We start from the raw sequence: 21,947 nt of genomic DNA, 5'->3' as shown, positions 1-21,947 counted from the left end.
CGGCTGCTCGGTCACCCGTCCAGGCTAGCGAGCGCTCTGCACTAGCGCGATGCGGATCCGCGCGCGATGGCGACGAAGTCGTCGATCGCGAGCTGCTCGCCGCGGGCGGTGGGAGGCACGCCCACGCGTTCGAGGGCGGCCGAGGCTTCGGCGGCGGAACCGCCCAGCACGCCCGCCAGCGCCTGACGCAGCATCTTGCGCCGCTGGCCGAACGCGCCGTCGACGATCTCGAACGTGCGCCGCCGCTCGGCCTCGGTGCCCCGCGGCTCGGCGGCGCGCTCGAACGCCACCAGCACCGAGTCGACGTTGGGCACCGGCCAGAACACGTGGCGCGAGACGGTGCCGGCCAGCCGCCAGCGACCGTACCACGCGGCCTTGACGCTCGGCGCGCCGTAGGTCTTCGATCCGGGCGCGGCCGCGAGCCGCTCTCCCACCTCCGCCTGCACCATGACCACGCCGCGCTGCAGCCGCGGGAAGGTCTCGAGGAAGTGCAGCAGCACCGGCACCGACACGTTGTACGGCAGATTCGCCACGAGCACGGTCGGATCGCCCGCAAGCTCCGTCACACGCAGGGCATCGGCATCCATCACCGTCAGCGCGCCGTCGCTCACGCCGTGCGCCGCCGCCGTGGCGGGCAGCCGCGCGGCCAGGCGATGGTCGATCTCGACGGCCGTCACCGACGCCCCCGTCTCGAGGATCGCCAGGGTCAGCGACCCGAGCCCCGGCCCCACCTCGACGACGCGCTCACCGGGTCGGACGGCGGCGATCTGCACGATCCTGCGCACCGTGTTCGCGTCGACCACGAAGTTCTGCCCGAGCTTCTTGGTGGGGGTCACCTCGAGATCGGCGGCGAGCGCGCGGATCTCGCCCGCGCCCAGCAGTGTGACGGTCATCCGCTCATTCTTCCATTGCCGCAGCGTCCGACCCGATGGCTAGGATCATGCGGTGACGACCCTCGGCGACCTGATCGCACCCCGGCGCCTGGGCCGCGACTTCCGCTGGCTGCTGGCGTCGTCGTGGACCAGCAACGTCGGCGACGGCATCGCGCTGGCCGCCTCTCCGCTGCTGATCGCGTCGATGACGTCGTCGCCGATCCTGGTCGCCTCGGGCGCGATCCTGCAGTTCCTGCCGTGGCTGCTGTTCGGGCTGCACGCGGGTGCGATCGCCGACCGGTTCGAGCGGCGCCGACTCGTCATGCTCGCCAACGCCGCCCGGGCGGTCGTCGTGCTGGCCCTGGTGGCGTTCCTGGTCACGGGCACGGCGACGATCTGGATCGTGCTGACGGTCTCGTTCCTGTACGGCCTGGCCGAGGTGTTCGCCGACACCACGAGCACGACGCTGCTGCCGGCGATGGTGCGCCCGGCCGACCTCGGCGTCGGCAACGCCCGCATGCAGGCGGGGTTCCTCGTCGCCAACCAGCTCGCCGGCCCCCCGCTCGGGGCGTTCCTGTTCGCGGTCGGCAGCTTCTGGCCGTTCGCGCTGCAGGCACTGTGCGTGGCGACGGCCGTGCTGCTGATCGCACGGATCGCGCGCCAGCCGGTGCCGCCCCGGCAGGCGGATCGGGATGCCGCGGCGCAGCGTTCGCGGTCGGTGCACCGCGACACTTCGTCAAACTCGGTGCACCGGATCGCCGAGGGCATGCACTGGGCATGGCGCAGCAAGCCGGTGCGGACGCTGATCATCATCATCCTCACGTTCAACGTGACGTGGGCGGCCCCGTGGGGCATCCTCGTGCTGTATGCGACCGAGCATCTGCGCATGGGGCCGGTCGGCTACGGCGCGCTGACCACGGCGTCCGCCGTCGGGGGCCTCGTCGCGACCGTCGGCTACGGGTGGCTGGAGCGGCATCTGTCGTTCGCGACCCTGATGCGCGTGTGTCTGTCGCTCGAGGTGCTCATGCACCTGTCGTTCGCGCTGGCCACGGCCGGCTGGATGGCCCTGGCGATCATGTTCGTGTTCGGCGCCTACGCGTTCGTCTGGGCAACGATCTCGACGACCGTGCGCCAGCGACTGGTGCCGCATGCGCTGCAGGGACGGGTCGGGTCGCTGAACATGGTGGGCGTGTACGGCGGCATGGTGCTCGGGCAGGCGCTGGGCGGCGTCATCGCCCAGGTCTGGGGCCCGACCGCGCCGTGGTGGTTCGCGTGCGTGGGGGCGGCGATCACTCTGCTGCTGATGTGGCGCCAGATCGGGCACATCGCCGCAGCGCGGCCCGTGGTGGGCGACGAGGACGCCGCGGCCGCCAGCGCGCCCTGACGAGGTCGAGATCGCACGAACTGCGCGCCAGACACCGATCGCGGCGCAGTCTGCGCGATCTCGACGACTCGCGCGTGGCCGACCACTGGCCGCAGCCGGGGTCGCGACACGCTCTTCCCGGTGCCCCGCATCGCGCGGCCGCGCGTGAGGAGTGTGACCCCCATGAGCGCATCCGCGGCAAGGTCCTGGGCGTGGCGGCGGCCGCCCCAGGGGATCGCCACCTTCCTCATCACGGTCAGCCTCCCGGCCGTGTCTGCCTGGTCGCTGCCTCCCACGACACGGTCGGGTAGCGGTCCGCCGGTCGATCGTCAAGGGTCGGGACCGTTCGGGATGCCACGGCCTACCGTGCTCGCATGACGACCAACGACGACATGAACGAAGAAGACACCAGCAGGTTCGACGTCGACTCGGCGGGACAGGTGGGCGACCACATCCGCAACGACCTGATGCGGCGCGTCCAGGACGAGGGGCACGATATGCCGGTCAAGGACGTGAACGGCGACCAGGTGGGGACCGTCGACCACATCGAGGGCGACCGGCTCAAGCTCGCCAAGAGCGGCAGTCCCGACGGGCAGCACCATTATGTGCCGCTGCACGCGGTCGCCAGCATGGACGACACGGCGGTCTACCTCGACGTGGGGCGGGACGCGGTGGAATGAGCGCGGGTCAGTCGAACGAGCCGTAGACGGCGAGGGTGTTGGCGGCCAGCTGCGCGCACAGCTCGTCGAGGTCCATGCCGAGCTCGTCCGCCATGAACCGCATCGTCACAGGCACGAGGTACGGCGCGTTCGGCCTGCCGCGCAGCGGCACGGGCGTCAGGAACGGCGCGTCGGTCTCGACCAGGATGCGGTCGCGCGGGGTCACCGCCAGCGCGTCGCGCAGGTTCTGCGCGTTCTTGAACGTGATGTTGCCCGCGAACGACAGGTGGTAGCCGGCCTCCGCGGCCACCCGGGCCATCTCGGCGCCGCCCGAGAAGCAGTGGAACACGGTGCGCTCGGGCGCGCCGACCCGCGCGAGGGTCTCGAGCACGGCCTCGTGCGCGTCGCGGTCGTGGATCTGCATGGCGATGCCGTGCTTCTTCGCGAGCGCGATGTGCGCCTCGAAGCTTTCGAACTGCGCGGCCCGCCCGTCCTCGCCGGTGCGGAAGAAGTCGAGCCCGGTCTCGCCGATCGCCCGCACCCGCGGCTGCGCGGCCAGTTCGTCGATCACCGCGATCGCCTCGTCGAGGCGTCCCGCCGCGGCGTACTCCGGCGCCTCGTTCGGGTGGATCGCGACGGCCGCGAGCACTCGCGGGTGCGAGGATGCCGCGTCCGCCGACCAGCGGCTCGACGAGATGTCACCGCCCGCCTGCACGACGCCGGCGATCCCCACGGCGATCGCCCGGTCGAGCTGCTCGTCCAGCGACAGCCCGCCGCCGTCGCCGTCGGCGATCTCGAGGTGGCAGTGGTTGTCGTAGACGGGCACCGCAAGCGGTTCGGGCACCGCGGGATACGACACGTCCCGCGAGCCCTTCTCACGCTGGCGCACGTAATTGCTGGGATCGTCAGGCATGTCGTTTCGTCTCGCTTCAGCTCGCGGGGCGACCGGGGGTGGGCATCAGTTCTGCTCGACGCGCGGGAACAGCGGCGCAAGACCGTTCACCGACGTGCCCGGCCGCAGCGCGCCCCACGACCCCGCCGCGCGCACCGACTGGTCCTGCAGCCGGCCGAGCGTCTCGGCCGCGCCCAGGCCCACCCACAGCCGCTCGGTCGCGATCGGCATCACCGGCGACAGCAGCACCGCGAGGGCCCGCAGGCCCTCGGCGGCCGTGTACAGCACGGTGCCCAGGCGCCCCCGCTGCGCGTCGTCCTTCGCGAGTACCCACGGCGCGTTGTCTGTGATGTAGCCGTTCAGCTCGTCGACGATCGTCCAGATCGCGGCGATCGCCTCGTCGATGCGGAATCGCCCGATGGCCGCGTCCGCGGCGGACGCGGCATCCGCCACCGTCTTCTGCACGAGAAGATCGCGCTCGGAGTACGCCCCCGGCGCCGGCACGATGCCCTCGAAGTACCGCTCGATCATCGCGGTCGTGCGCGAGGCGAGGTTGCCGAAGCCGTTCGCGAGCTCCGCCTGGTACCGCGCCGACAGGTCCTCCCACGAGAACGAGCCATCGTGGCCGAACGGGATCGCCGACAGGAAGTAGAAGCGGTACGCGTCAGAGCCGAACACGTCGGTGATCTCGGTGGGCGCGATGCCGGTGAGCTTGGACTTCGACATCTTCTCGCCGCCGACCAGCAGCCAGCCGTGCGCGAACACGCCGCGGGGCACCTCGAGGCCCGCCGCCATCAGCAGTGCCGGCCAGATCACCGCGTGGAAGCGCAGGATGTCCTTGCCGACCACGTGATAGGCCGGCCAGCGGCGCGCGAAGTTGGCCTCGTCGGTGCCGTACCCGATCGCCGTGGCGTAGTTCAGCAGCGCGTCGACCCATACGTAGATGACGTGCGACTGGTCCCACGGCACCTTGATGCCCCAGTCGAACGTCGACCGCGAGATCGACAGGTCCTTCAGCCCCTGCTTGACGAACGAGACGACCTCGTTGCGCGCCGAGTCGGGACGCACGAAGTCGGGCTCGGTCTTGTACAGCTCCAGCAGCCGGTCGCCGAACTCGCTGAGCTTGAAGAAGTAGTTCTTCTCCTGCAGCAGCTCGAGCGGCTTGGAGTGGATCGCGCAGACCTTCAACCCTTCGAACGGACCGGTGCCGTCGACGATCTCGGACTCGGGCTTGAACTCCTCGCAGCCCACGCAGTACAGCGCCTCGTACTCCCCCGCGTAGATGTAGCCGCGGTCGTACAGCGCCTGGAAGAAGGCCTGCACGGCCTCTTCGTGCCGCGCCTGCGTGGTGCGGATGAAGTCGTCGTTGGCGACGTCCAGCGTCTTCAGCAGCGGGAACCAGCTCTCGACCACGAGCTTGTCGACCCACTGCTGCGGAGTCACGCCGTTGGCGGCGGCCGCCCGCAGCATCTTCTGGCCGTGCTCGTCGGTGCCGGTGAGCATCCAGGTGTCATCGCCGGACTGCCGGTGCCAGCGCGCGAGCGTGTCGACGGCGACCGACGTGTACCCGTGCCCGATGTGGGGCAGATCGCTCGGGTAGTAGATCGGCGTCGTGATGTAGAAGGAACCGGCGGAAGTCACGGGGTCAAGTCTAGATTGAGGCAGACATCCGATGTCTGCGCGTTTCAGTCGCTACGATGTCGGCATGGCCGTGACCGACGACGCGATCCTGCGCATCAAAGAGATGATCGTCTCGGGCGAGCTCCACCCCGGAGACCGCCTGCCACCGGAGAAGGAGCTCGGCGAGCGCCTCGGCGTCTCGCGCAGTTCGCTGCGCGAGGCCGTGAAGGCCCTCGAAGTGATCCGGGTGCTCGACGTGCGCCGTGGCGACGGCACGTACGTGACGAGTCTCGAGCCGCGCCTGCTGATGGAGGCGCTGAGCTTCGTCGTCGACCTGCACACCGACCGCTCGGTGCTGGAGATCTTCGGCGTGCGCCGCATCCTGGAGCCGGCCGCGACGGCGATGGCGGCCACGCAGCTGACGGACGAGGGACTCGCCGCGATCGAGAGACTCGTGGACGAGACCGACCTGGACGGGCCGATCGAGGACCTCGTCGCGCACGACCTCGCCTTCCACCAGGCCATCGTCGAGGCGGCCGGCAACGAGTACCTCAGCCGGCTCGTCGAGTCCATGCAGTCCGGTACGCAGCGGGCCCGCGTGTGGCGCGGCATCACGCAGCACCGCGCCGCCCACCGCACGATCGCCGAGCACCGCGGCATCGTCGAGGCGCTCCGCCGGCACGACGCAGGCCTTGCCCATGCCCTGTCGGTGGCCCACATCGCCGGCATCGAGCAGTGGCTGCGCGAGGCGTCCGAAGGAGCGGGCCGATGAGGGTCGCACTGCACTCGGTGATCGCCGACGGCGCCATCGACGACTACCGCACCGAGCACGCGCGAGTGCCCGACGAGCTGGCGGCGCTGTTCGAACGCGCCGGCATCCGGGACTGGTCCATCTGGCGCAGCGGCGACCGGCTGTTCCACGTGGTGGATTGCGACGACTGGGACCGCGCGATGCAGGTCGTCAAGGGCGACCCCGCCGACGACCGCTGGCAGGCGCACATCGGACGGTTCGTGGCGGGCTTCCGCGGGCCCGACGGCGAGGACGCCTACGCACCGCTCGACGAGGTCTGGTCGCTGGCCGCGCAGGCCGGCCGATGATGCCGCCCGACACGCCGCTGCTGGACACGCACGTCCACGTGTGGGACACGGCCGCGCTCGACCACCCGTGGCTGGACGGCCCCCCGCTGCCGCCGCGGTGCCTGCCCGGTGACGTCGACCGCGCCGGCGGACGGACCACCCGGATGGTGTTCGTCGAGGCGGATCCGCGATCGGGCCTGGGCGTCGCCGAGGCGCGCTGGGTGGCGGGCCTGGACTGGCCGGAGCTGGCGGGCATCGTCGCGCACGTCGACCCGGGCGCCGGGGACGAGCTGGTCCCGACCCTCGACGAGCTGGGCGGGATCGGACGGGTCGTGGGCGTGCGCCGCGTGCTGCAGGGCGACCCGGCGGACACCTGGCCGGCCGACGCCCTCGCCGACGGCCTGCGCGAGCTCGGCCGGCGCGGCCTGACATTCGACGCGTGCGTGCGGGCGACGCAGCTGGAGGCTCTCGCCGATCTGCTCGAACGCGTGCCCGGCACCGCGGTCGTGCTCGACCACCTCGGCAAGCCGCCCGTCGACGCCGGGATCGACAGCCCCGCCGGGCGCGCATGGACGGCGGGCATCGCCCGGGTCGCCGCTCTGGACCACGTGCACGTCAAGCTGTCGGGGCTGGCGGCCGAGGCGATGGATGCCACGTCCTACGCCGCGCACGCCGACGCGTTCCTCGACGCGGCCCTGACCGCCTTCGGCCCGGACCGCGCCATGATCGGCAGCGACTGGCCGGTCTCTGCCCGGATGGGCGCCGGCACGACGACAGCCGCGTGGGCCGACCGCGTCCAGCGGGCGACCGGGGCGACCGGCGCCGATTGGACGGGGATCGCCGAGGGCAACGGCGCGCGGTTCTACGCACTCGCCTGAGCTGCGGCATCCATCGACGACACGGATGAGGAGTGGGCCTGGCCCTCGACGGCGGCATGCAGCAGCTGCGCCTGCGGCCGGCGGAGCACTGAGTCCCCGCCGGCCGCACACGCTCAGACCTCGTCGGTCACCGGCACCGTGCCGGTCTCGGCCCGCACGCGCTCGCGGTCGATGCGGTCGATCTCGTGCAGCGACGCCCCGCGGGTCTCGCGCAGCGAGAGCACCGCGACCATCGTGATGGCCGCCGCGATCGCCAGGTACACCGCGATCGGGATGTACGAGCCGAACGACGACAGCAGCGACGTCGCGATGATCGGCGCGACCGAGCCCGCGACGATCGAGGTCACCTGGTAGCCGACCGACACACCCGAATAGCGCATGCGCGTGGGGAACATCTCGGACATGATCGCCGGCTGCGGCGCGTACATGAACGAGTGGATCATGAGCCCGAGCACGATCGCCAGGATGATGATGCCGGGGCTCTTCGTGTTGAACATCGGGAACGCGATGAAGCCCCACACGGCCGCGCCGCACGCACCGATGAAGTACACGCGCTTGCGCCCGATGCGGTCGCTGAGCGCGCCGACCAGCGGGATCACGATCATGTGCACGACATGGGCGATCGCGATCATGCCGAGCACCTCGGCGGTCTGCATCTGCAGCGCAACAGCGAGGTAGGTGATCGAGAAGGTCACGACGAGGTAGTACATGATGTTCTCGGCGAAGCGCAGTCCCATCGCGGTGATGACGCCGCGCGGGTAGCGCTTGAGCACCTCCAGCACGCCGTAACGCTGCTTGGAGGCCTGCTCGTCGCGCTGCTGCGCCTCGATGAAGATCGGGGCGTCGGTGATGCGGCTGCGGATGTAGTAGCCGAGCGCGACGATGACGACCGACAGCCAGAAGCCCACGCGCCAGCCCCACGCGAGGAATGCGTCGTGGGTGAGCACGCCCGAGAGCACGAGCAGCACGATCGTGGCGATCAGGTTGCCCACCGGCACCGCCGCCTGCGGCCACGAGGACCAGAATCCCCGCGTCTTGTCGGGCGAGTGCTCGGCGACCAGCAGCACGCCGCCGCCCCATTCGCCGCCGACGGCGAAGCCCTGGCCGAAGCGCAGGATCACCAGCAGGGCGGGCGCCCAGTAGCCGACCGCGTCGAAGGTGGGCAGGCATCCCATCAGGAACGTCGTGATGCCCACGAGGATGATCGCGAACTGCAGCAGCTTCTTGCGACCGTACTTGTCGCCGAAGTGGCCGAACACGATGCCGCCGAGCGGGCGGGCGATGAAGCCGACAGCGTAGGTCACGAACGCCGCGATGATGCCGGCGTACGGGTCGTGCGACGGCGGGAACATGACGAGATTGAACACGAGGGTCGCCGCCGCAGCGTACAGGAAGAACTCGTACCACTCGACGACCGTGCCGGCCATGGCGGCGACGACGACCTTGCCGAGCCGTGTCCTGGGGGCTGTGGCCTCAGCGGGCGTTGATGATGCCATGCGCAGATACCTCCTTGTTTCATGCGCGAATGCGGCGGGGAGCCGCGGCCCTGAGAGTACCTGAGAGCGCGTTCAGGTTTAAGAGCCACCTGTGCACAGCGGCGTGTGCATCAGTGCACAGCGGGATTCAGGTCGGTCAGCCGTTCTTGATGGCCAGCGCCGCCTGATACAGCTCGCGGCTCGAATGGCCGGTGACCTCCGACACCTCGGCTGCGGCATCCTTCATCCGCACGCCGGTGCGGGTCAGCTCGAGCACGTGCATCACGGCGTCGCCGAACGCGATCCGGCGCGCTGGAGCGCCCGCGACCACGATGACCAGCTCCCCCCGCACGCCGCCTTCCGCCCACGCGACGAGCTCGTCGAGCGTGCCCCGGGCGACCTCTTCGTGCAGCTTCGTCAGCTCGCGGCACACCGCCGCACGGCGCTGCCCGCCGAACGCGGCCGCCATGGCGGCCAGCGTCTCGCCCACGCGGCTCGGCGCCTCGAAGAAGACCGTCGTGCGCGGCTCCGCGGCCAGCGCCTCCAGCGCCGAGCGCCGTTCGCCGGCCTTGCGGGGCAGGAACCCTTCGAACGCGAACCGGTCGGTGGGAAGGCCCGACACCGCCAGGGCCGTCACCACCGCAGAGGGCCCGGGCAGCGCCGTGACGGCGACGCCCTGGGCGGCCGCCTCGGCCACGAGCGAGTAGCCGGGGTCGCTGACGGTGGGCATGCCGGCGTCGCTGAGCACGAGCACGTCGGTCTCGCGTGCGAGGGCGACGACGTCGCCGGCGCGCTCCTTCTCGTTGTGGTCGTGCAGCGCGATCAGCCGCGGGCGGTTCTCGACGCCGAGGGCCGCCAGCAGGCGCTGCGTGGTGCGGGTGTCCTCGGCCGCGATCACCGTGGCGGACTGGAGCGCCTCGACGAGGCGACGCGAGGCGTCCCCGAGGTTTCCGATCGGAGTCGCCGCAAGGATGATCACCGCCCCAGCATAGGCTGGGACGGTGACCTCGACGGTGGATGCGCTCGCGCCCGATGTGAACCCGTCGCTGCTGGACCGCTGGCGTGCGCGCGTGCGCGCCGCGCCCGCGCTGCGGCGCCGCATGGACGTGCTCGCGCCGGTGCTCGTCACGCTCCTGGCGGCGGTGCTGCGGCTGTGGGACCTCGCGCATCCGCACGCGCTCGTGTTCGACGAGACGTACTACGTGAAGGATGCCTGGAGCCAGTGGAATCTCGGCTACCCGGCCGAGTGGCCCTCCGACGCCGACGCGGGATTCGTCGCGGGCGAGACCGGTGCGTATCTGCGCACCGGCAGCTTCGTCGTGCATCCCCCGCTGGCCAAGTGGCTCATCGGGTTGGGCATGTGGATCGTCGGCCCGGACTCGTCGGCCGGGTGGCGGATCGCGGCGGCCCTGGCCGGCACCGCGACCGTGCTGCTGACGTACCTGCTGGCCAAGCGCCTGTCGGGCTCGACCCTGCTGGCGACGGTCGCCGGCGGCCTGCTGGCGATCGACGGGCTGGGGATCGTGCTCAGCCGGGTCGCTCTGCTCGACATCTTCCTGACGATGTTCAGCGTGCTGGCGTTCCTGTTCGCCGTGCTCGACCGGCAGCGGCACCTGCGCCGCCTGGCGGCGCGATGGCGCCCCTCCGACGACCTCGGCCCGCTCGTGTGGGCTCGCCCGTGGTTGTTGGCCGCGGGGGCCGCTGCGGGGGCCGCCACCGCCGTCAAGTGGTCGGGCCTGTACGTCGTGGCCGCGATCGGCATCTACACGGTGGTCAGCGATGCGCTCGAGCGGCGCCGCGCCGGGGCCACGGGGTGGGCGTGGGGCGCGGCACGGCAGGGCGCGGCATCCTTCATCCTTCTCGTCCCCGTGGCACTCGTCGTCTATCTCGCGTCGTGGATCGGATGGCTCGTGACCGCCGGCGGCTACGACCGGCAGGCCTCGACCAACCCGTTCACGAGCCTGTGGATCTACCACGAGGCCATCTACGCGTTCCACGTCGGGCTGACCACTCCGCATGGCTACGCGAGCCCTGCCTGGCAGTGGCCGCTGCTGATCCGGCCGACCTCGATGTACTGGCACCAGGACAAGTTCGGCCAGGCGGGGTGCACATGGGCGAGCGGCTGCGTGCAGTCGATCTCGTCGATTCCGAACCCGCTGATCTGGTGGTGCGGGATCGTCGCCGCGATCTACCTGATCGTCGCGTTCGTGCTGCGCCGCGACTGGCGCTTCGCGATCGTTCTGCTGGGCGTCGGTTCGGCCTATCTGCCGTGGCTGCTGTTCCCCGAGCGCACGATCTTCCAGTTCTACACGATCGCGATGGCGCCGTTCCTGGTCATCGCGCTCGCCTTCGCGCTGCGCGACGTCGCCGGCCGGGATCTGCGCGGACACGTCGCCGGCACCGCCCGCCGGCTGGCCGGCCAGCGCGTGGTGTGGATCTTTCTCGCGGTGGTCGCGCTGCTGTCTGCCTTCTGGTACCCGGTCTGGGTCGGGATGCCGGTTCCCTACGACTTCTGGCTCATCCACAACTGGCTGCCGACCTGGATCTGAGTCCCGGCGCGCCGGGTACGCTCAGAGCGTGACTGTTCGCATCGAGAAAGTCGACCTGCCCGGCATCGGCGTGCGCACCGATCTGGTGACCGAGAGCGGCCGGCGCCTGGCTGTCGTGCGCTACCGCGACGGCGAACGCGAGCTCGCCGTCTACGACGTCGACGACCCCGACCTGTGCCGGGAGTCGCTGCGGATCACCGAAGAAGAGGCCGAGGCCCTGGCCGACCTGTTCAGCACGTCGCTGTCGGTGAGCCGGCTGACCAAGCTCACCGAGCAGACCGACGGCCTGTACACCGAGAAGATCGCGCTGCCGACGACGTCGCCGTTCGTCGACCGCCCGCTGGGCGACACCCATGCCCGCACTCTCACGCACGTGTCGGTGGTCGGCATCATCCGCGATGGGCGCATCATCCCCTCCCCGACGCCGACCGAGGTGCTGCGGGCGGGCGATGTGATCGTGACCGTGGGCACGCGCCGCGGACTGGATGCCGCATCCCGCCTGATCGCCGACGGTCCGGAATGATCGGTCGGCGCCGACCGTGAACGACACCACCCTGGTCCTCATCGAAGTCGGCGCCCTGCTGTTCGCCACGAGCCTGCTCGGCCGGCTCGCCGCCCGGTTCGGGATCTCGCCCATCCCGCTGTACCTGCTGGTCGGACTCGCGTTCGGCACGGGCGGCATCCTGCCCCTGGACGCCAGCGAGGACTTCTTCCGGATCGGCAGCGAGATCGGCGTGATCCTGCTGCTGGCGCTGCTCGGCCTCGAGTACTCCGCCGACGAGCTGCTGCGCGGACTGCGTCGCTCGAAGGCGGCCGGGCTGCTGGACGCGGTGCTCAACGCCCTGCCCGGCGCGGCGTTCGCGCTCATCCTCGGTTGGGGGCCCGCGGCGGCGGTCGCGGTGGCCGGCATCTGCTGGGTGACCTCGTCGGGGGTCGCCGCGAAGCTGCTGCGCGACCTCGGCCGCATCGGCAACCGCGAGACCCCCGTCATCCTGTCGATCCTCGTGATCGAAGACCTCGCGATGGCGTTCTACCTGCCCACCGTCTCGGCCGTGGTGATCGGGGTCAGCCTGCTGCAGGGGGCGGTGCGCGTGGCGATCGCCGTCGCGGTGGTGCTGGTGATCCTGTTCGTGGCGCTGCGGTTCGGGCCGCTGATCTCGCGCATGTTCACCCCCGATCTGGCAGAGCCGCTGCTGCTGGGCGTGCTGGGCCTGACGATGCTGGTGGCGGGCCTGGCCGAACAGGTGAGCGTGTCGGCCGCAGTGGGGGCCTTCCTCGTCGGCATCGCCCTGTCGGGCCGGGTCGCGCAGTCGGCACGCGAGGTGCTGACGCCCCTGCGCGACCTGTTCGCGGCGGTGTTCTTCATCTTCTTCGGGCTGGCCACCGACGCCTCGCGGCTGCCGCAGGCGATCCTGCCCGGCGTGGCACTGGCGATCGTCACGACCGGCACCAAGATCGCGACCGGCTACGTCGCCGCCCGCCGTGCGGGCATCGGGGTTCCCGGCCGCTGGCGCGCCGGCATCGGGCTGACCCCGCGCGGCGAGTTCTCGATCGTGATCGCCGGGATCGCCGCGGGCACCGCTCCCCTGCTGGCCCCGATGGCCGAGGTGTACGTGTTCACGACCGTGGTGGGCGCGACGCTGCTGGCTCGCCTGAGCGACACGGCGTGGTTCCGCCGCGTCACGACCCGCAAGAAGACGAAGCCGTCGACGCTCACGCCGGGTCAGGAGGCGGTGTGACCCGAGAGGCTGCGGCAGGGGGCTCGGTGACCGGCAGCCGGCACGCGAAGTCGCGGCAGTCGTAGAGCGTCGGGCGTCCCTCCAGCGCGGTCTTGCCCTCGAACAGCGCGAACCCTGCCTTCGCAGCGGCGTCCGCCTGCGCGGCGGTGGCGACGGCGAACACGTCGGCGGGCTCGGCCCGCATCGCCTCGGTGAGCCGCTCGCCCGCACCGCCGCCGATCACGACGATCTGCCGCGGCGGCGCGGCCAGCTGTGCCGCCACGCGCAGCAGCGCACCATGCGCGACGGGTTCGGCGAGTGCGGCGGTCGCATGGGCGCGGACGAGGGATGCCGCGGCCTGCCGGTGCTGCTCGCCCGCGCCCGCGAGCCATAGGGCGCACGCGGCCTCGGCCAGTGCTGACGGCCCCGACGGATGGTCGGTGTCGGCGGCGGAGGATGCGCTGGGCACGCCGAGCGAGGACAGCACGGCGTCGCCGCCGCCCGGGACGGCGGCGGCCGCTCCGCCCGCAGCGCCCGCGCCCAGGCACGCGTCGACGAGCGCGCGGGCGCGCACGGCGTACGCGGGCTCGCCGGTGGCGAAGGTGAGTGCGACAAGCCCCGAGGCGAGCAGGCCGTAGTCCTCGAGGGTGGCCGCGGCCGGTGAGACGATCTCGTCGAGCGATGCGCGGCGCAGGCGGCCGTCGGGCGCGGTGTTCGCCTCGAGCACCGCGTCGGCGGCCCACCGCGCGGCCTCGATGAAGCGCGGCTCGGCCAGGCGCAGCCCTGCGCGGGCGAGCGCCCCGATGGCCATGCCGTTCCAGCCGGTGACGATCTTGCCGTCGATCGCGGGCGCATCGAGCGCGCTGCGCCCGGCCCGATCGAGCGCGTAGTAGCCGCCCTCGCTGCGCGCGCCGTCGATCCACGACTCGGAGTCCTGGGCCGCGGCCAACCCGCCCGAGGGCTGCTGCAGGACCCCGAGCAGGAACTCGGCGACGCCTCGGGCGGTCTCGGTGTCGCCGGCGTCGAGGGCGACGTCGACGAGGCCGGCGTTGTCGGTGAGCATGCGCTCGTAGTGCGGCACGGTCCAGTCCCGGCGCGTCGCGTAGCGGAAGAAGCCGCCGTCGACGATGTCGCGCAGCTCGGACGCCGCCATCGCGGCCAGGGCGCGCCGCGCGGCCGCGCCCGCTTCAGGCTCGACGCCGAGCAGCGCGTGCGCCTGCAGGAACCGCAGCGCCGGCACGGTCGGGAACTTCGGGGTCGTCATCGTCGCCCCGGCCGGCGCGAAGCCGCCGTACTCGCGGTCTTCGCGGGTCAGGGCCAGGCGGGCGGCGCCGGCGAGGTCGTCGACGGTCGGCAGGTCGGATGCCGCAGCCTCGCGGTCGCCGGTGGCGGCGAGGGCTTCGACGACCGCAGCCGCCGTCGCGTCGACCTGGCCGCGGCGGGTGGTCCAGGCATCCGTCACAGCCTCGAGCACCTGACGGAACGACGGCATGCCCGCGCGCGGGGCGGGCGGAAAGTAGGTGCCGGCGTAGAAGGCACGTCCGTCCGCGGTGGCGAACACGCTCAGCGGCCAGCCCAGGTTCGGCGAGAACGCGGACGCGGCGGCCAGGTACGCGTCGTCGACCTCGGGATGCTCCTCGCGGTCGACCTTGACCGCGACGAAGCGGTCGTTGAGCTCACGGGCGGTGTCGGCATCCTCGAACGACTCGCGGGCCATCACGTGACACCAGTGGCACGTGGAGTAGCCGATCGAGATGAAGACGGGCACGTCCCGCCGGGCCGCCTCGGCGAACGCGTCCTCGCCCCACGGAAACCACGCGACGGGATTGCCGGCGTGGGCGCGCAGGTACGGGCTCGCCGAGTCGGCCAGGCGGTCGGCCATGGCCTCAGTCCACCTCGTCGGGGTGCGCGCTCACGCGCCCCGACCCGTCGCCCGGGTCGATCCCGTCGATCGCGGCGACCTCGGCGTCGCTGAGCGCGAAGTCGAACACGTCCAGGTTCTGTGCGAGCCGCTCGCGGTGCACCGACTTCGGGAACAGGATGTGGTGATGCTGCAGGTGCCAGCGGATGACCACCTGAGCGGGCGTCTTGCCGTGCACCGCGGCGGGGTCTGCGACGGCCGGGTTGCCGAACAGGTCGTACTTGCCCTGCCCGAGCGGTCCCCACGCCTCGATGCGCACGCCGTGCGCGCCGGCCCAGTCGGTCACGTCGCGCTGCTGGTAGGCGGGGTGCAGCTCGATCTGGTCGACGGCGGGGGTGACGCCGGTCTCGGCGACGATCTTCTCGAGGTGCGGCACGAGGAAGTTCGAGACGCCGATGCTGCGCGTCAGACCCTGCTCGCGCAACTCGATCAGCTTCTCCCACGCGTGCACGTAGTTGTCTCTGGCCGGCGTCGGCCAGTGCACGAGGTACAGGTCGACCTGATCGAGCCCGAGCTTGGCGAGGCTCTCGGCGATCGCCGCGTTCGGCTCGTCGCCGTCGTGCCGGTCGTTCCACAGCTTGGTGGTCACGAACAGCTCGCCGCGCGGGATGCCGCTCGCTGCGATCGCGGCGCCCACCTCCGCCTCGTTGCCGTAGATCGCGGCGGTGTCGATGTGGCGGTAGCCGAGCTCGAGCGCTTCGGACACCGCCCGCTCGGCCTCGATGGAGGGCACTTTGAACGTGCCGTAGCCGAGCTGGGGGATCGTGTTGCCGTCGTTGAGGGTGATGTGGGGAACGGTCATGCCTCCAGCCTAGGAGGATGCGGCACCGCCCGTGCGGGTCGCGTCATCGTCGCACTCGTCCGGCTCGGCGCGATACGATGGCAGGCTGTGTCTGCGCCCGAACCCGTCATCGCCTATCCGCCCGAGCTGCCCGTCAGTGCGGCGCGGGAAGACATCGCGCGCGCCATCGAAGACCACCAGGTCGTGATCGTCGCCGGGGCCACCGGCTCGGGCAAGACGACGCAGCTGCCGAAGATCCTGCTCGAGCTCGGCCGCACCTCGATCGCGCACACGCAGCCGCGCCGCATCGCCGCGCGCAGCATCGCCGAGCGCGTCGCCGACGAGCTGCAGGTGCCGCTGGGCACGACGGTGGGCTACAAGGTGCGCTTCACCGACAAGGTCTCGGCCGACACGAAGATCGCGCTGATGACCGACGGGATCCTGCTGGGCGAGATCCACCGTGACCGGCTGCTGAGCCGCTACGACGCGATCATCGTCGACGAGGCGCACGAGCGGTCACTGAACGTGGACTTCCTGATCGGGTATCTGCGCCGCATCCTGCGCAAGCGCCCCGACCTGAAGATCGTGATCACCTCGGCCACGATCGATCCCGCCAGCTTCGCGAAGCACTTCGCCGCCGCCGACGGCATCCCGGCCCCGATCGTCGAGGTGTCCGGCCGCACCTATCCGGTCGAGGTCCGCTATCGGCCCCGCACCCCGGTCGCTGAGCGAGCGCAGCCAGGCGAAGCGCCCGACGACGTCGACGGGCTGCTGGCGGCGCTGCGCGAGCTCGACCGTGAGCCTTCCGGCGACGTGCTGGTGTTCCTGCCGGGCGAGGCCGAGATCCGCGACGCGATGGATGCCGTCCGCGGCATGTACGCGAAGGACGCCGCGCCCACCGAGGTGCTCCCCCTCTACGGCCGGCTGTCGGCGGCCGACCAGCACCGGGTGTTCGAGCGCTCGGCGATCCCCGGTGTGCGCCGCCGCGTCATCCTCGCCACGAACGTCGCCGAGACGAGCCTGACCGTTCCCGGCATCCGATATGTGGTGGATGCCGGAACCGCCCGCATCTCGCGCTACAGCAACCGCAGCAAGGTGCAGCGCCTGCCGATCGAGGCGATCTCGCAGGCATCGGCCCAGCAGCGTTCGGGCCGCGCCGGCCGCACCGCGCCGGGCGTGGCGATCCGGCTGTACGCCGAGGACGATTTCGCATCACGTCCCGAGTTCACCGAACCCGAGATCCTGCGCACGAGCCTGGCCGCCGTGGTGCTGCAGATGCTGGCGCTCGGCTTCGGCGACATCGCCGACTTCCCGTTCCTCACTCCCCCGGACTCGCGCGGCGTGAAAGCCGCGTTCGACCTGCTCGTCGAGCTCGGCGCGGTCACGCTGCGCACCCAGCCGAAGACGCAGCCGAAGCTCACCGAGATCGGCCGGGAGCTTGCGCGCCTGCCCATCGACCCCCGCTTCGCCCGCATGATGATCCAGGCCCGCGCCACGGGCGTCCTGTCCGAGGTGCGGGCGATCGTGGCGGGCCTGTCGATCCCCGACGTACGCGAGCGCCCCGAGGATCAGCAGGAGCAGGCCGACCGGCTGCACGCGCGGTTCGCCGACCCGACCAGCGACTTCCTCGCCCTGCTGAACCTGTGGAACCACCTGCAGCAGCTGCAGCACGACCTCGGCTCGAGCGCGTTCCGGCGGGCCTGCCGTGCCGAGCACCTGAACTATGTGCGGGTGCGCGAGTGGTTCGACGTGCACCGCCAGCTCGGCTCGCTGATGAAGGGCGGCGGCCCGCGCAGCGAGGCCACCGACCCCGACGCGATCCACAAGGCGATCCTTTCGGGCCTGCTCTCGCAGATCGGCGTGCTCGACGAGCGATCGCTCGCGCCGACCGGCGACCACAAGCGCGCGGGCGCGAAACCCCGCAAGCCCCGTGCCGAGTACGTCGGCGCCCGCGGGGCGAGGTTCACGATCTTCCCCGGCTCGGGGCTGCGCAAGAAGAGCCCGCCGGCGGTCATGTCGGCCGAGCTCGTCGAGACCAGCCGCCTGTTCGCGCGCACGGTCGCTGCGATCGATCCGGCCTGGGCGGAGCCGCTGGCGGGCGACCTCGCGAAGCGACAGCTGTCGGACCCGCACTGGTCGAAGGATGCCGGAGCCGCGGTCGCGAGCGAGAAGGTGACCCTGCTCGGGGTGCCCATCGTCCCCCGCCGCCCCGTGCAGCTCGCGCGCATCGACCGGCCGCTGGCCCGCGAGATGTTCCTGCGCCACGCCCTGGTCGACGGCGAGTGGGACTCGACGACCCTCGACAAGCGCGTCACCGCGTTCGAGCGCCGCAACCTCGAGCTGCGGCGCCGGCTCGAGAAGCTCGAGGAACGCGAGCGCCGGCGCGACATCCTCGCCGGCGACGAGGCGGTGTACGCGTTCTACGACGGGCGCGTGCCGCGGGACGTGTTCGACGTGCGCTCGTTCACGACCTGGTGGCGCGAGGCGAGCACACGCACTCCGCGACTGCTGGACATGACCGAGGCCGACCTCGTCGACGATGCGTCGCGGGCCGACGAACGCGACTTCCCGACGCGATGGCGGCAGGGCGATCAGGTCCTCTCGCTCGCCTACCGATTCGAGCCGGGGGCAGCCGACGACGGCGTGACGGCGGTGGTACCGCTGGCGCTGCTCGCGCAGCTGCGCCCGGACGGGTTCGACTGGCAGGTCCCGGGCATGCGCGACGAGCTCGTCACGGCGCTCATCCGCGCCCTGCCGAAGTCGATCCGCCGGCACGTCGTCCCGGCCGCCGACTGGGCCTCGACGTTCGCCGAAGAGCTGGCCGGGCAGGGCCCCGAGTCGCACGAGGGGATGCCGGCCACCGGGCTGCGTGAGGCGTTGGCCGACCGCATCCGGCGCGTCGCGAGCCAGCCGGTCACGGCCGGCGATTTCGACATGGCGCGCGTACCCGGGCACCTGCAGATCTCGTTCCGCGCGGTCGACGCCCGCGGCCGGACGGTGGGCAGCGACCGTGACCTGGGAGCCCTCCAGTCGCGCCTGGCCGACCGTGCCCGCTCCGCCGTCTCCCGCTCGTTGAGCGAGGAGCGCAGCGGCGAGTCGAGACGAGGTCCGGGACCGCAGGGGCGTTTCGACTCGCTGCGCTCGCAGGCAGACCGAGCGGGCACGTCGTTCGCCGAGCGGACCGGGCTCACGGCGTGGGACTTCGGCGACCTGCCCGATGTCGTCGACACGAAGGTGCCCGGCGGCGTCGTGCGCGGCTACCCGGCACTGGCCGACGACGGCAAGACCGCGTCGCTGCGCATCGAGGCGACACCCGAGGCTGCGGCATCCCGCACCCAGGCCGGCGTGCGCCGGCTGCTGCTGCTGTCGGTCCCGAGCCCGGCCGACTACGTGCTCGATCACCTCACCGCGCCCGAGAAGCTCGCACTGACCGCCTCGCCCTATTCGTCCGCGCGCGCGGTCATCGAGGACTGCCGCGTCGCCGTCGCCGATGCGGCCCTGCTCGCCACCGCACCGGACGGGGTGATCCGCACGCGCGCCGCGTTCGAGCGGGCGCACGAGGCGCTGTCGGCCGGGATCGTCGACGACCTGTTCCGCACGGTGTCGCTGGCCAGTGGCATCCTGACCCTCGCCCGCGACGTCGAACGCGCCGTGAAGGCGACCAATGCCCTGACCCTGCTCGCGGCCCTGAACGATGTGAAGACGCAGCTGGCGGGGCTCGTCCACCCCGGCTTCATCGCGCGCACCGGCACGGCACGCCTCGCACACCTGCCCAGGTATCTGCGCGGCGCGCTGCTGCGGCTGCAGGCACTGCCCGACAATCCGGGCCGCGATCGGACGCGACTGACCGAGTACGAGCGGGCGGCGACCCTGTACGCCGACGCCGGCGGCGTCATCCCGCCCGCCGCCGGCGCGCCCACCCCTCTCGTGCACGCGCGATGGATGCTCGAGGAGTATCGCGTCAGCCTGTTCGCCCAGTCGCTGGGCACCGCCGAGTCGGTATCGCTGCAGCGCATCGCCAAGACCGTCGCCGGGCGCTGAGCCCCACGTCCGCGTGGGGTCTTGACGCAACACCGGTTGCGGGTGAAAAGTCTTCCCAGGTCGTTCCCAGCGATCTTCAACACAACTGAATCCCGGAAGGAAGACGATGTCGTCACCCGACACACCGACACGAGGCCCCGCCCGACCAGGCCCGTACGTCATCGCAGGCATCCTGATCGCGATCGCGATCGTCATGCCGCTCCTCATCCCCATGTACGCCAAGCACGATCCCGTCCTGTGGGGCCTGCCGTTCTTCTACTGGTACCAGCTGATCTGGGTGTTCATCGCCTCGGGGCTGCTGTTCCTCGCCTACATCGTCATGCGCAAAGAGGACCGCCGTCGCCGGGCCGAGGTGCGCCGAGGGAGGGACGCCTGATGCTCGCCGTCACCGCAGCCGCCCCCGTCCCGCCCAACCGCCCTATCGACTGGGTGCCGCTGGTCATCGTCATCGTCCTGTTCGTCGTCGTCGCGATCATCGGCTTCCTCGCGTCGCGCTGGCGCACCGCGCCCGCCGACCGCGGCATGAAGACCCTCGACGAGTGGGGCCTGGGCGGCCGGGGCTTCGGCACCTGGGTGACCTGGTTCCTGCTCGGCGGCGACCTGTACACCGCGTACACGTTCGTCGCGGTGCCGGCAGCCATGTGGGCCACCGGAGCCGTCAGCGGCTTCTTCGCAGTGCCGTACACGATCGTGCTCTACCCGATCGTGTTCCTGCTGATGTCGCGGCTGTGGTCGGTCTCGCACCGGCACGGCTACGTCACCCCCGCCGACTTCATCGGCGGGCGCTACGGCAGCCGCACGCTGTCGCTCGCGGTGGCGCTGACGGGCATCATCGCGACGATGCCGTACATCGCGCTGCAGCTGGTGGGCATCAAGTCGGTGCTCACGGTGCTGGGCCTCGGGTCGAACACGAACTGGTTCATGGCCGACCTGCCGCTGATCATCGCGTTCGTCGTGCTCGCCGCCTACACCTACACGGCGGGCCTGCGCGCGCCGGCGCTGATCGCGGTGGTCAAGGACATCCTGATCTACGCGGCGATCATCGTGGCGATCATCTACCTGCCCAGCAAGTTCGGCGGGTGGGACCAGATCTTCTCGGCGGCCGACAGCAAGCTCAGCGCCACCAACCCCGCCACCGGCAACCCGTTCGGGGCGGTGATCCCGGGGGCGGCGAGCTTCAACGCGTACTGGACGCTGGCGCTGGGCTCGGCGATGGCGCTGTTCATGTACCCGCACTCGATCACCGGGGTCCTGGCGACCAAGAGCCGCAACACGATCCGGCGAAACGCCATGATCCTGCCGCTGTACTCGCTCATGCTCGGCGGCCTCGCGCTGCTCGGGTACGTCGCGATCAAGGCCGGCACGCAGCCGATCGACGTGAACGGGTCGGTGAACGCGCAGCTGGTCGTGCCGCAGCTGTTCACCGACGCGTTCCCGAAGTGGTTCGCCGGCATCGCACTGGCGGCGATCGCCATCGGCGCCCTGGTGCCGGCGGCGATCATGTCGATCGCGGCGTCGAACCTGTTCACCCGCAACATCTACAAGGACTTCTTCAAGAAGGACGCGTCGCCCGCGCAGGAGGCCAAGGTCTCCAAGCTCGTGTCGCTCATCGTGAAGCTGGGAGCCCTGGTGTTCGTGCTGGGCATGGATCAGACCTCCGCGATCAACCTTCAGCTGCTGGGCGGCGTCTGGATCCTGCAGACGTTCCCGGCGATCGTCGCGGGTCTGTACACGCGGTGGTTCAACAAGTGGGCGCTGTTCATCGGCTGGGCCGCGGGCATCGTCTACGGCACCGTCGCGGCGTACAACGTCGTCAACCCCGTCACGCACAACCACTTCGGCGGATCGATCGCGAACTTCCCGTTCACGAGCATCCCCGTCTACATCGGGGTGTCGGCGTTCGTCGTCAACGCGGTGATCTCGATCGTGCTGACGCTGATCATGCGCGCGTTCAAGGTCGCCGACACGACCGACTCGACGCGTGCCAGCGACTACGGCGCCGACGAGAACGACCCGAAGGTCATCGAGATCGAGAAGGAGGCCGCGATCGAGGAGGCGAACCCCCTCGCCCCGTGACGGCGATGCTCGACGCACCGTGACA

The 21,947-nt window shown here is 71.2% G+C and carries 18 protein-coding genes; 11 read left to right on the top strand and 7 right to left on the bottom strand.

Annotated elements, in window-relative coordinates; translation table 11 throughout:
- Positions 1 to 41 precede the first annotated feature (41 nt).
- Positions 42 to 893: a 16S rRNA (adenine(1518)-N(6)/adenine(1519)-N(6))-dimethyltransferase RsmA gene (gene rsmA / locus AC3RX0_RS02890; protein WP_491504435.1), complete on the bottom strand. Its 852-nt coding sequence runs from the start codon at positions 891 to 893 to the stop codon at positions 42 to 44.
- Positions 894 to 945: 52 nt separating this feature from the next.
- Between rsmA and AC3RX0_RS02885 the strand changes: the two genes are divergently transcribed.
- Positions 946 to 2,256 carry an MFS transporter gene (locus AC3RX0_RS02885; RefSeq protein ID WP_491504434.1) on the top strand — a complete coding sequence of 437 codons (1,311 nt, stop codon included), beginning with the start codon at positions 946 to 948 and terminating at the stop codon, positions 2,254 to 2,256.
- A gap of 353 nt (positions 2,257 to 2,609) precedes the next feature.
- Complete coding sequence (locus AC3RX0_RS02880) at positions 2,610 to 2,915, top strand: DUF2171 domain-containing protein (protein ID WP_491504433.1); 306 nt, start codon at positions 2,610 to 2,612, stop codon at positions 2,913 to 2,915.
- Between the two features lie 7 nt (positions 2,916 to 2,922).
- Here the strand turns inward: AC3RX0_RS02880 and AC3RX0_RS02875 are convergent, their stop codons facing one another.
- Together AC3RX0_RS02875 and metG are read right to left on the bottom strand one after the other, a co-directional pair.
- Positions 2,923 to 3,807 carry a TatD family hydrolase gene (locus AC3RX0_RS02875; RefSeq protein WP_491504432.1) on the bottom strand — a complete coding sequence of 295 codons (885 nt, stop codon included), beginning with the start codon at positions 3,805 to 3,807 and terminating at the stop codon, positions 2,923 to 2,925.
- 45 nt (positions 3,808 to 3,852) lie between these two features.
- On the bottom strand, positions 3,853 to 5,427 hold the full coding sequence (metG, locus tag AC3RX0_RS02870; RefSeq protein ID WP_491504431.1) for a methionine--tRNA ligase: 1,575 nt from the start codon (positions 5,425 to 5,427) through the stop codon (positions 3,853 to 3,855).
- A gap of 64 nt (positions 5,428 to 5,491) precedes the next feature.
- Between metG and AC3RX0_RS02865 the strand changes: the two genes are divergently transcribed.
- Genes AC3RX0_RS02865 through AC3RX0_RS02855 form a run of 3 tightly spaced genes read left to right on the top strand, consistent with a single transcriptional unit; the run spans position 5,492 to position 7,361 of the window.
- Positions 5,492 to 6,178, top strand: coding sequence for a FadR/GntR family transcriptional regulator (locus AC3RX0_RS02865; RefSeq protein WP_491504430.1), 687 nt, complete (start codon positions 5,492 to 5,494; stop codon positions 6,176 to 6,178).
- Entirely contained in the window at positions 6,175 to 6,504 is a 330-nt protein-coding gene (locus tag AC3RX0_RS02860; protein ID WP_491504429.1) for an L-rhamnose mutarotase, read from the top strand. The genes AC3RX0_RS02865 and AC3RX0_RS02860 overlap by 4 nt, the downstream gene beginning before the upstream one ends.
- Positions 6,501 to 7,361 carry an amidohydrolase family protein gene (locus AC3RX0_RS02855; RefSeq protein ID WP_491504428.1) on the top strand — a complete coding sequence of 287 codons (861 nt, stop codon included), beginning with the start codon at positions 6,501 to 6,503 and terminating at the stop codon, positions 7,359 to 7,361. The genes AC3RX0_RS02860 and AC3RX0_RS02855 overlap by 4 nt, the downstream gene beginning before the upstream one ends.
- 113 nt (positions 7,362 to 7,474) lie before the next feature.
- On the opposite strand, the gene AC3RX0_RS02850 is transcribed toward AC3RX0_RS02855, so the two are convergent.
- A complete protein-coding gene (locus tag AC3RX0_RS02850) occupies positions 7,475 to 8,857 on the bottom strand; it encodes an MFS transporter (protein WP_491504427.1) in 1,383 nt (460 codons plus the stop codon).
- Between the two features lie 136 nt (positions 8,858 to 8,993).
- The gene (gene rsmI / locus AC3RX0_RS02845; protein ID WP_491504426.1) at positions 8,994 to 9,815 is read right to left on the bottom strand and encodes a 16S rRNA (cytidine(1402)-2'-O)-methyltransferase; all 822 of its coding nucleotides are present in this window, start codon (positions 9,813 to 9,815) and stop codon (positions 8,994 to 8,996) included.
- 22 nt (positions 9,816 to 9,837) lie between these two features.
- On the opposite strand from rsmI, the gene AC3RX0_RS02840 reads away from it, so the two are divergent.
- The 3 genes from AC3RX0_RS02840 to AC3RX0_RS02830 are packed head-to-tail and all read left to right on the top strand — an operon-like array spanning position 9,838 to position 13,124.
- Positions 9,838 to 11,385: a dolichyl-phosphate-mannose--protein mannosyltransferase gene (locus tag AC3RX0_RS02840; protein WP_491504425.1), complete on the top strand. Its 1,548-nt coding sequence runs from the start codon at positions 9,838 to 9,840 to the stop codon at positions 11,383 to 11,385.
- 28 nt (positions 11,386 to 11,413) lie between these two features.
- Positions 11,414 to 11,908, top strand: a complete 495-nt coding sequence (locus AC3RX0_RS02835) for a cation:proton antiporter regulatory subunit (protein ID WP_491504424.1) — start codon at positions 11,414 to 11,416, stop codon at positions 11,906 to 11,908.
- A 16-nt stretch (positions 11,909 to 11,924) separates the two neighbouring features.
- Positions 11,925 to 13,124, top strand: a complete 1,200-nt coding sequence (locus tag AC3RX0_RS02830) for a cation:proton antiporter (protein ID WP_491504423.1) — start codon at positions 11,925 to 11,927, stop codon at positions 13,122 to 13,124.
- Here the strand turns inward: AC3RX0_RS02830 and AC3RX0_RS02825 are convergent.
- Both AC3RX0_RS02825 and AC3RX0_RS02820 read right to left on the bottom strand, forming a co-directional pair.
- The gene (locus AC3RX0_RS02825) at positions 13,099 to 14,985 is read right to left on the bottom strand and encodes a thioredoxin domain-containing protein (RefSeq protein WP_491504422.1); all 1,887 of its coding nucleotides are present in this window, start codon (positions 14,983 to 14,985) and stop codon (positions 13,099 to 13,101) included. The two genes, AC3RX0_RS02830 and AC3RX0_RS02825, sit on opposite strands and share 26 nt — an antisense overlap.
- A gap of 4 nt (positions 14,986 to 14,989) precedes the next feature.
- A complete protein-coding gene (locus AC3RX0_RS02820) occupies positions 14,990 to 15,826 on the bottom strand; it encodes an aldo/keto reductase (protein WP_491504421.1) in 837 nt (278 codons plus the stop codon).
- Positions 15,827 to 15,913: 87 nt separating this feature from the next.
- On the opposite strand from AC3RX0_RS02820, the gene hrpA reads away from it, so the two are divergent.
- The 3 genes from hrpA to mctP all read left to right on the top strand — a co-directional run bounded on the left by hrpA (position 15,914) and on the right by mctP (position 21,922).
- Positions 15,914 to 19,846, top strand: coding sequence for an ATP-dependent RNA helicase HrpA (gene hrpA, locus AC3RX0_RS02815; protein WP_491504420.1), 3,933 nt, complete (start codon positions 15,914 to 15,916; stop codon positions 19,844 to 19,846).
- Positions 19,847 to 19,952: 106 nt separating this feature from the next.
- Entirely contained in the window at positions 19,953 to 20,222 is a 270-nt protein-coding gene (locus tag AC3RX0_RS02810) for a DUF3311 domain-containing protein (RefSeq protein ID WP_491504419.1), read from the top strand.
- On the top strand, positions 20,222 to 21,922 hold the full coding sequence (gene mctP / locus AC3RX0_RS02805) for a monocarboxylate uptake permease MctP (protein WP_491504418.1): 1,701 nt from the start codon (positions 20,222 to 20,224) through the stop codon (positions 21,920 to 21,922). Before AC3RX0_RS02810 ends, mctP begins: the two co-directional genes overlap by 1 nt.
- The last annotated feature ends 25 nt before the right edge of the window (positions 21,923 to 21,947 follow it).

The sequence above is a fragment of the Microbacterium sp. W1-4-2 genome, from assembly GCF_058349885.2.
This window is presented reverse-complemented; position numbering and strand designations above follow the sequence as displayed.

What these genes read in the sequence shown, in the direction of transcription:
- AC3RX0_RS02820 (WP_491504421.1), bottom strand. Translation starts at nt 15,826, where the DNA reads ATGACCGTTCCCCACATCACCCTCAACGACGGCAACACGATCCCCCAG.
- AC3RX0_RS02825 (WP_491504422.1), bottom strand. Translation starts at nt 14,985, where the DNA reads ATGGCCGACCGCCTGGCCGACTCGGCGAGCCCGTACCTGCGCGCCCAC.
- AC3RX0_RS02875 (WP_491504432.1), bottom strand. Translation starts at nt 3,807, where the DNA reads ATGCCTGACGATCCCAGCAATTACGTGCGCCAGCGTGAGAAGGGCTCG.
- AC3RX0_RS02865 (WP_491504430.1), top strand. Translation starts at nt 5,492, where the DNA reads ATGGCCGTGACCGACGACGCGATCCTGCGCATCAAAGAGATGATCGTC.
- AC3RX0_RS02880 (WP_491504433.1), top strand. Translation starts at nt 2,610, where the DNA reads ATGACGACCAACGACGACATGAACGAAGAAGACACCAGCAGGTTCGAC.
- AC3RX0_RS02810 (WP_491504419.1), top strand. Translation starts at nt 19,953, where the DNA reads ATGTCGTCACCCGACACACCGACACGAGGCCCCGCCCGACCAGGCCCG.
- rsmA (WP_491504435.1), bottom strand. Translation starts at nt 893, where the DNA reads ATGACCGTCACACTGCTGGGCGCGGGCGAGATCCGCGCGCTCGCCGCC.
- AC3RX0_RS02850 (WP_491504427.1), bottom strand. Translation starts at nt 8,857, where the DNA reads ATGGCATCATCAACGCCCGCTGAGGCCACAGCCCCCAGGACACGGCTC.
- mctP (WP_491504418.1), top strand. Translation starts at nt 20,222, where the DNA reads ATGCTCGCCGTCACCGCAGCCGCCCCCGTCCCGCCCAACCGCCCTATC.
- AC3RX0_RS02860 (WP_491504429.1), top strand. Translation starts at nt 6,175, where the DNA reads ATGAGGGTCGCACTGCACTCGGTGATCGCCGACGGCGCCATCGACGAC.
- AC3RX0_RS02855 (WP_491504428.1), top strand. Translation starts at nt 6,501, where the DNA reads ATGATGCCGCCCGACACGCCGCTGCTGGACACGCACGTCCACGTGTGG.